This window comes from Methanobrevibacter sp., from assembly GCF_045541095.1.
Lineage (GTDB): Archaea > Methanobacteriota > Methanobacteria > Methanobacteriales > Methanobacteriaceae > Methanocatella.
Window position 1 is genome coordinate 1 of record NZ_JAZQIJ010000156.1, and the last position, 7124, is coordinate 7124.

7 protein-coding genes are annotated in these 7124 nt (G+C 36.3%); 6 read left to right on the forward strand and 1 reads right to left on the reverse strand.

Features of this window, described 5'->3' with window-relative positions:
- Positions 1 to 781: HAD family hydrolase (locus ACKI2P_RS06600; protein WP_407376156.1), on the forward strand; the 781-nt coding region annotated here is incomplete at its 5' end.
- Between the two features lie 94 nt (positions 782 to 875).
- On the opposite strand, the gene ACKI2P_RS06605 is transcribed toward ACKI2P_RS06600, so the two are convergent.
- A complete protein-coding gene (locus tag ACKI2P_RS06605; protein ID WP_407376158.1) occupies positions 876 to 1589 on the reverse strand; it encodes a sugar phosphate isomerase/epimerase family protein in 714 nt (237 codons plus the stop codon).
- Between the two features lie 67 nt (positions 1590 to 1656).
- On the opposite strand from ACKI2P_RS06605, the gene ACKI2P_RS06610 reads away from it, so the two are divergent.
- The 5 genes from ACKI2P_RS06610 (at position 1657) to ACKI2P_RS06630 (ending at position 7075) form a co-directional block, all read left to right on the forward strand.
- Positions 1657 to 2073, forward strand: a complete 417-nt coding sequence (locus ACKI2P_RS06610) for a PadR family transcriptional regulator (RefSeq protein ID WP_407376159.1) — start codon at positions 1657 to 1659, stop codon at positions 2071 to 2073.
- Positions 2057 to 3106 carry an ATP-binding cassette domain-containing protein gene (locus ACKI2P_RS06615; RefSeq protein WP_407376161.1) on the forward strand — a complete coding sequence of 350 codons (1050 nt, stop codon included), beginning with the start codon at positions 2057 to 2059 and terminating at the stop codon, positions 3104 to 3106. Before ACKI2P_RS06610 ends, ACKI2P_RS06615 begins: the two co-directional genes overlap by 17 nt.
- Positions 3093 to 4247, forward strand: coding sequence for an ABC transporter permease (locus ACKI2P_RS06620; protein ID WP_407376163.1), 1155 nt, complete (start codon positions 3093 to 3095; stop codon positions 4245 to 4247). Before ACKI2P_RS06615 ends, ACKI2P_RS06620 begins: the two co-directional genes overlap by 14 nt.
- Positions 4248 to 4258: 11 nt before the next feature.
- Positions 4259 to 5461 carry a PQQ-binding-like beta-propeller repeat protein gene (locus ACKI2P_RS06625; protein ID WP_407376165.1) on the forward strand — a complete coding sequence of 401 codons (1203 nt, stop codon included), beginning with the start codon at positions 4259 to 4261 and terminating at the stop codon, positions 5459 to 5461.
- Positions 5462 to 5542: 81 nt separating this feature from the next.
- On the forward strand, positions 5543 to 7075 hold the full coding sequence (locus ACKI2P_RS06630) for a 2-isopropylmalate synthase (protein WP_407376167.1): 1533 nt from the start codon (positions 5543 to 5545) through the stop codon (positions 7073 to 7075).
- Positions 7076 to 7124 lie beyond the last annotated feature (49 nt).

A 7124-nucleotide genomic window follows, 5' to 3' on the forward strand; every position in this document is an offset into this window, starting at 1 on the left:
TGTATTTGATAATTCAGGCACTTTAATAGAAAGATACAGAGTTATCAAAGATGTGTTAAATGGAAATATCTTCACAGATATCAATTCTCTTGATTTAATTGCGGCTGCAGACGCCTTGGCTTTGGTTGTACTTCAATTCAATACAAATAAACTTTTGAAATTGGATCCAAGCACTTTGGTTTCTGATGTGATTAAACAGTACGATATAGATTTCGACATAAGTTTTTCAACTAAGCAGGTTTCCAAAGCTGAAGTTAAGGAAATTCTAGACTCTGAAAAGTACACTACAGTATCTGACATTACCGATGGATTTGATGTTTTAAGGGAAAAAATTTCTCAAATGGAGCTGTGCAACGGTTCGGCTTTAATTGTTGATATGGATTTGGGTCAGGTTGCATATACAATCACCTCAGCAGGCAAATTCTTCCCTAAGGTTTTTGAAACAATTGAAACATTGAAATCAAGGGGAATTGAAATTTTCATTGCTTCAGGAGATAGAAAAGGAGCCATCAACAGGCTGGCCGACATGCTTGATGTTCCCAGGGACAATGCTTTCGGTACGGTTTCTACCAGGGGCAAATGTGAGGTCGTTTCGATTTTGAAGGATGACGGCTATAAGGTAATGATGGTTGGTGATGGCCTTAATGATGTTTTGGCATTTAAAAAGGCTGATGTCAGTGTTTTAACCATTGAACAGCAGGAAGAAGTTTCCCCAAAGATGATGGACAAGACTGACCATATAATCGAGGATATCTTTGAAGTTACAATGATTGACTTTTAATTATTTTTTTTAACTGAGTTAGTTATAAGTTATAAGTGATAACAAATGTTTTTTACTTATAAGTTATAACTGATAACCATTAAAAAATTATAAATTATAGGTTATTTATGACTTCTTGACTTTTCAGGATATTGTCAAAGTTATTTAACTCTATAATTGCTGTGTCAATCTTTTTCAATAGATTCAAGTCCAAAGTCCCTTCACCTAAAGTTATATGCTGGTCTTTAACACCGTCATTGTCATTCAAGTGACAATAGCTGATGTTTTTTAATTCAAGCATTTCTTCAAGGTTTCCACATGTATTTCCATGGCCGGTATCTATTGTCAGGCTGCATCCTGTAGCTTCCTGAATCATTTCGATTTCCTCAACTTTGTTTCCCAAAAATTTTTGTCTGACCGGCATGTTTTCAACACAGACTTCAACATTGGTATTGTCGATAATCTCTCCAATACTTTCTATTGACATTTCCAATGCCCATTTTCTAAGATGAGGTTCATTCCGTCCTATTATTCCTGGATGGACAGTAATTGCATTTGCATTGATTTTTTCTGCATATTGTCCGCAATGTATCATCTGTTTTACACTTTCAGCTCTTATTCCTTTGTTAATACTTGCAATGTTGATATCTACTGTTGCAGCATGCATTCTAATGTCTAATCCGCAGTCTATAAATTCTTTGTTGTCTTTTTCATAAAAAGGGTCTTCTGCTAGAATTTCTATTATTTCAAATCCGTGTTTTTTAGCTAGATTGATGATGTCGTGAGTAGGTTCCATAAATACAGCTAATGTTGTAAAACCTAATTTCATATTTATATATAAGTAATGCCTATATAATAAATGTTAATATATATCAATTTTTTACATATGGTGAAATATGACAGATGAAAAAAAATTTGATAAATCCGAAAATAAGTTAATAAAGCATTTCACTAATGGAATTACTCATAATTTGATTTTATGGATTATTTCAAAAGAAACAATTCATGGTTATGCCATCATGAAAAAATTAGATGAATTTTTTAACTTTCAAGATTCGGATTGTCAGATGAATATTAATTCCAGTAAGGTATATCCTATTTTATCCAGAATGGAAAAATATGGGTTGATTTCAGGCGAATGGAAAATAAATGAAAACAACAAAAGAGTCAAATATTATTCAATAACTCCTGATGGCGATTTGGTTTTAGACAACATACAAGCTCACATGAGTTCTGTATTAACCAGTCCCGTCTGGTTAAGTTTTTTTGAAGATATGACTGGTATGGAGATTAACAATGAAAAACGCAATTGAGACACATGATCTTACAAAAATTTACGGCAATAATTTCAAAGCTGTTAATTCTCTCAATTTAGAAATTCCTGATAAAACCATTTTTGGAATGTTGGGTCCCAATGGAGCAGGTAAAACAACAACAATAAAGATGCTCACCTGTTTGATTCAGCCCACTTCCGGAAAAGCCACTGTTGGAGGGTATGATGTTACCAAAAATCCTGATGAGGTTAGAAATCTTTTGGGCATGGTTCCTCAGCAGGTTAGTTTATACAAGGATTTAACTGTAATGGAAAATTCTCAGCTGTGTGCAGATTATTACGGTATTCCAAAAGATGAGAGGGATTCCCGTATTGAAGATTTAATGGAACTTGTGGACATCGAGTATGCTCGGGACAAGCGTGTCGGTCAGCTATCAGGCGGTCAAAAGCAAAAGGCTTCACTTGTAGCCAGTTTAGTTCACAGGCCGGATATTCTGTTTTTGGATGAACCTACAATAGGTCTGGACCCTACCACAAAACGTACATTGTGGGATTTGATTCGTGAATTGAACGACAACGGCCACACTATCATTTTATGCTCTCATGATATGTATGAGGTAGATATGTTATGCGACAATGTCGGAATCATAAATACGGGCAACCTTGTTGCTTATGATACTCCTCAGGGTTTGAAGGATTCTCTTTTGGAAGAAAACAAAAGGGAATTGACAGAAGCATTGTCACAGGTTCATGAAGAAAGTGAAGTTTCATCCTCCACAATTGAAGATAGGGAAAAATTCAGTCAAAGAAAAATGTCATTTTTACTTAAGGAAAATGATGAGAACGTCATTTCAAAAATACAGGAGAATGATGATGTTAAAAGCATTAAAGTTGCTCGAAATGGTCGTATAAACTTGAGAATTAATGCTTTTGATGAAATGGCAGTACAAAATGTTTTAAATGATGTCATATCATCCGGAGGCATAATAAAATCAGTTACTACTGAAGAACCTTCCCTTGAGGACGTATTTATTAAGGCAACCGCAGAGGTGAATGAAGATGATAGAGCTTAATAAATTTTGGTGGATGATTAAAAAGGAACTTATATCTCTTAAAAGACACCCTGCCCGTTTGGTTTCAATTATCGCATTTCCGATAATCATGATTCTCTTGTTCGGTTATGGTATGGGTGGAGAAATGACAGATTTGCCTATTGTCGTTGTTTCCCAGTCACATGGGAACTTGACAGATCTGACTTTAGATACCATCAAGACTACAGAGACCTATCATGTAGTTGAGGTGATTGATGATTTGGATGAGGGTAAAAGGCGTGTTGATTCGGGTGAAGTGAAGGCCGCCATTTTACTGCCTTCGGATTATGACGACGATGATTCGCAGCAAAAATCGGTAACGCTGTATTTGGATTCATCAGACCAGATGGCTTCACAGATTCTTGAGTCATCTACTCAGGGAATCTTTTACAGATTATCAAATGTAGTCGCATCCCAGACAAGCGTTTCAACTCAAAATGCAAGTGTTGAACCATCCATAGTTCACTCTCTAAACAATTTCAAGGACGATATCAGTTTAAACATCAACAAGATTTACGGAAACATAAAGTACATAGACTTTTTAGTTCCGGCGGTTCTTGGTATGACTGTCATGTTCAGTTGTATGATGGGAATGGGTGCAACCATAGCAGGTGAACGTGAAACCGGAGAACTTGCAAGGCTATTCATGACTCCTACATCTGTTGCAACTGTAATAGGAGGAAAAATTGCAGCTAAACTATTGATTGAATTGGTTAGGGCTTTGATACTGATTGTGATGGCCATACTGCTTTTCAATGTCAGCATTAAAGGCGGTATAGTTCAGACATTTATAGTTCTTGTCATAGGTGCGCTGTGCTTTGTATCATTTGGTATATTTTTCTCAGCAAGAACCTCAACCCAGGAGGATTATGCACAGATTGTCATGCCGTTTTCAATGCCTATGATGTTCGTTTCAGGGGTATTTTATCCTATTGAAACAATGCCTTGGATATTGCAGAAACTTGCATATGTCTTCCCATTGACATATCTCAATGATGCAATGAGGGGTGTAATGCTTAAAGGTCAAAGTTTGGGCGATGTTTGGATTGATTTAGTAATACTTTTAGGTTTTACAGTTTTATTCTTTATAATAGGTGTAAAACGATTTAATAGGGATGTATAGGAGGTTTATAAATGTATAAAAAATTATCTATAGCATTAATCATTGGTCTTTTGTGTCTGTCTCCAATTGCCGCTGAAAATTGGGATTCATTTGCAGGTGACGTAAGCCATACAGGCTACAGGAGCGGAAACTCTGATTTCGTAACAAATCTCTGGACTTTAGGTATAGGATCTCCTATCCATTCATCTCCTGCGATATATGATGACATCCTCTATGTCGTCTCTCAGGATGGTATTTTAAAAGCCGTTGATATGGAAACAGGTGAGGAAAAATGGAATTTGGATTTACAGTCCCCTACCAATTCATCACCTATAGTTCACTCTAACAGATTATATATCGGATGCGAAGACGGCCTTAAGGCAGTCAATATAAACAACCATGAAATCGTATGGGATTATGATTGTGACAGAGTCGAATCCACTCCGTTCTTCTATGAAGATGTAATCTATTTCGGAAGCAATGACGGCCACATATATGGTTTGAATAAGGATGGAAAAGTTGAATTCAATAAAAAATTGGATGGAAAACTCAAATCCTCACCGGTAATCGTTGATGACAACATCTACATTGGCTCTACAAACTCCAAGATATATTCAGTCGGCATAGACAAGGAAACAAACTGGGAGTATACAACAGGTGATGAAATTTTATCTTCACCGACTTATGTGAGCGACAGAATCATTGTAGGTTCCACTGACGGAAATGTTTATTGTATAAACGAATCCGATGGTAGCCTTGAATGGAAAGAAAATCTGAATGACGATGTCATTTCATCTCCAACTGCCGATAAACATGACAACAGTGTATACATAGGTTCAAATGAAGGAAACCTTACATGCTTGGATATCCGTGACGGTACCATCAAATGGAGTTTCCACACCGGCGGTAAAGTTCAGTCTACAGCTGCACTTAAGGACAATCTGGTTGCATTCGGATCTGAAAACGGTTATTTATATGTCTTAAACAAGTACACCGGTCAGGAAGAGTTTAACTATAACCCTGGAACATTCCTTTTCAACTCAGCTATTACATCTTCTGCTGTAATGAATGGAAACAGCATGTTTTTCGGTGACGATTCAGGTCAAATCTATTCATTGAATATCGAAAAATATGAGGTACCTGGTTCAATGCAGCTGTTCTACTCCATTGGAGTTTTAATAATTGTAATAATAGTTGCGGTAGTTGTGTTGAGAAAAATAAGAAGTAGAAAATAATTTTCTACTTTATTTAATTTTTTAAAAAATTTATATCTATTGATTTTTAAATAGTACTTATGGAGAGTAATTTCAATGGACTTGAACATGGAAAGGCTTAAAAAAGAGTATATGAACATATCAAACAGGTTATTTATTTTCGATACTACTCTTAGAGATGGTGAACAGACTCCGGGGGTTGCTTTGACTGTCGATGAAAAAATGCAGATTGCCAGAAAACTTAACAATTTGGGTGTCCACAAGATTGAAGTTGGTTTTCCTGCGGCTTCCAAAGGCGAATTGTTAGCTTGCCGTAAAATCAAATCAATGGACTTGGATACAACAGTTGTAGGTCTGGCACGTTCTTTAAAACAAGATATTGATGCTGTTTTAGATTCGGATTTGGATTATGTTCACACATTTTTAGGTACTTCTCCGCTTCATCGTGATTATAAATTAAAAATGAGTAAAGAAGAAATCATCGATACTGCCGTTGGCGGTGTAGAGTATGCCAAGGACCATGGTTTGACTGTTGAATTTTCCGCAGAAGACGGTACCAGAACAGAGTATGACTTTTTATATGAAGTATTTAACAGTGTTGTTGATGCGGGGGTTGATTTTATTGATCTTCCGGATACCGTCGGAATATTAACACCAATCACAACTTACGCATTGGTCAATGATATAAAAACTAATTTCGAAACTCCGCTTAGTGTTCATTTTCACAATGATTTCGGTCTGGCCACAGCCAATACTATAGTGGCCATTGAACGTGGTGCAAATCAGGCTCATGTAACAGTCAATGGTTTGGGCGAGAGAACTGGAAACTGTTCTCTTGAAGAACTTGTTGTAACATTGAAAGCGGCATATGGTATAGATTTGGGTTTGGATACCACACGGCTTTACAGTTTGTCTAATTTGGTTGGCCGTCTTACAGGTGTAAAGATGCCGGTCAATAAACCTATTGTCGGGGACAATGCTTTTGCACATGAATCAGGAATTCATGTTCATGGAATATTGAACAATGCATCTACATATGAACCGATTTCTCCGGAAAGTGTTGGTCATTCAAGACGAATTATTCTAGGTAAACACACGGGTGCAAATTCTGTCAAGGCTAAACTTAAGAAATATCACCTGGATTTGGATGATGTGCAATTTAATAATGTATTTTCTCAAATCAAATCTTTAGGAGACTCAGGAAAATGTGTTACAGATGATGATTTGATTGCTTTGGCAATTACTGAACTTTCATCTGCTCGTGAGACACCTATAGTCTTAAAAGGCTTGGGATTGTCTTTAGGAAGTAATGTGTCTCCAACCGCTACAGTAAAGCTTGAAATTAGTGGAGTTGAAAAAGAGGCTGCCAGCACTGGTGTAGGTCCTGTCGATGCTTCAATCAATGCTATTCAGAGCTTGATTTCTGATACATTGGATATCAATCTTGAGGAATATAATCTTGAAGCTATTACAGGTGGAACAGATGCTTTGGCTGAGGTGTTTGTTGTAACATCAGACCCTGAGGGAAACAAATCCACCGGCAGATCCACAAATCAGGATATTGTTATGGCCAGTATTTTGGCCGTTTTGGATTCAATCAACAAGTTGTTGATTATTCAAAGTACTAATAATTAATTATATTAATTTTATAATATTTCAATTATTTTTTATTTTTATTTATATA

Bases quoted from the DNA above. Each gene is read 5' to 3' on its own strand.
- ACKI2P_RS06605 (WP_407376158.1), bottom strand. From the start codon at position 1,589: ATGAAATTAGGTTTTACAACATTAGCTGTATTTATGGAACCTACTCAC.
- ACKI2P_RS06610 (WP_407376159.1), top strand. From the start codon at position 1,657: ATGACAGATGAAAAAAAATTTGATAAATCCGAAAATAAGTTAATAAAG.
- ACKI2P_RS06615 (WP_407376161.1), top strand. From the start codon at position 2,057: ATGAAAAACGCAATTGAGACACATGATCTTACAAAAATTTACGGCAAT.
- ACKI2P_RS06620 (WP_407376163.1), top strand. From the start codon at position 3,093: ATGATAGAGCTTAATAAATTTTGGTGGATGATTAAAAAGGAACTTATA.
- ACKI2P_RS06625 (WP_407376165.1), top strand. From the start codon at position 4,259: ATGTATAAAAAATTATCTATAGCATTAATCATTGGTCTTTTGTGTCTG.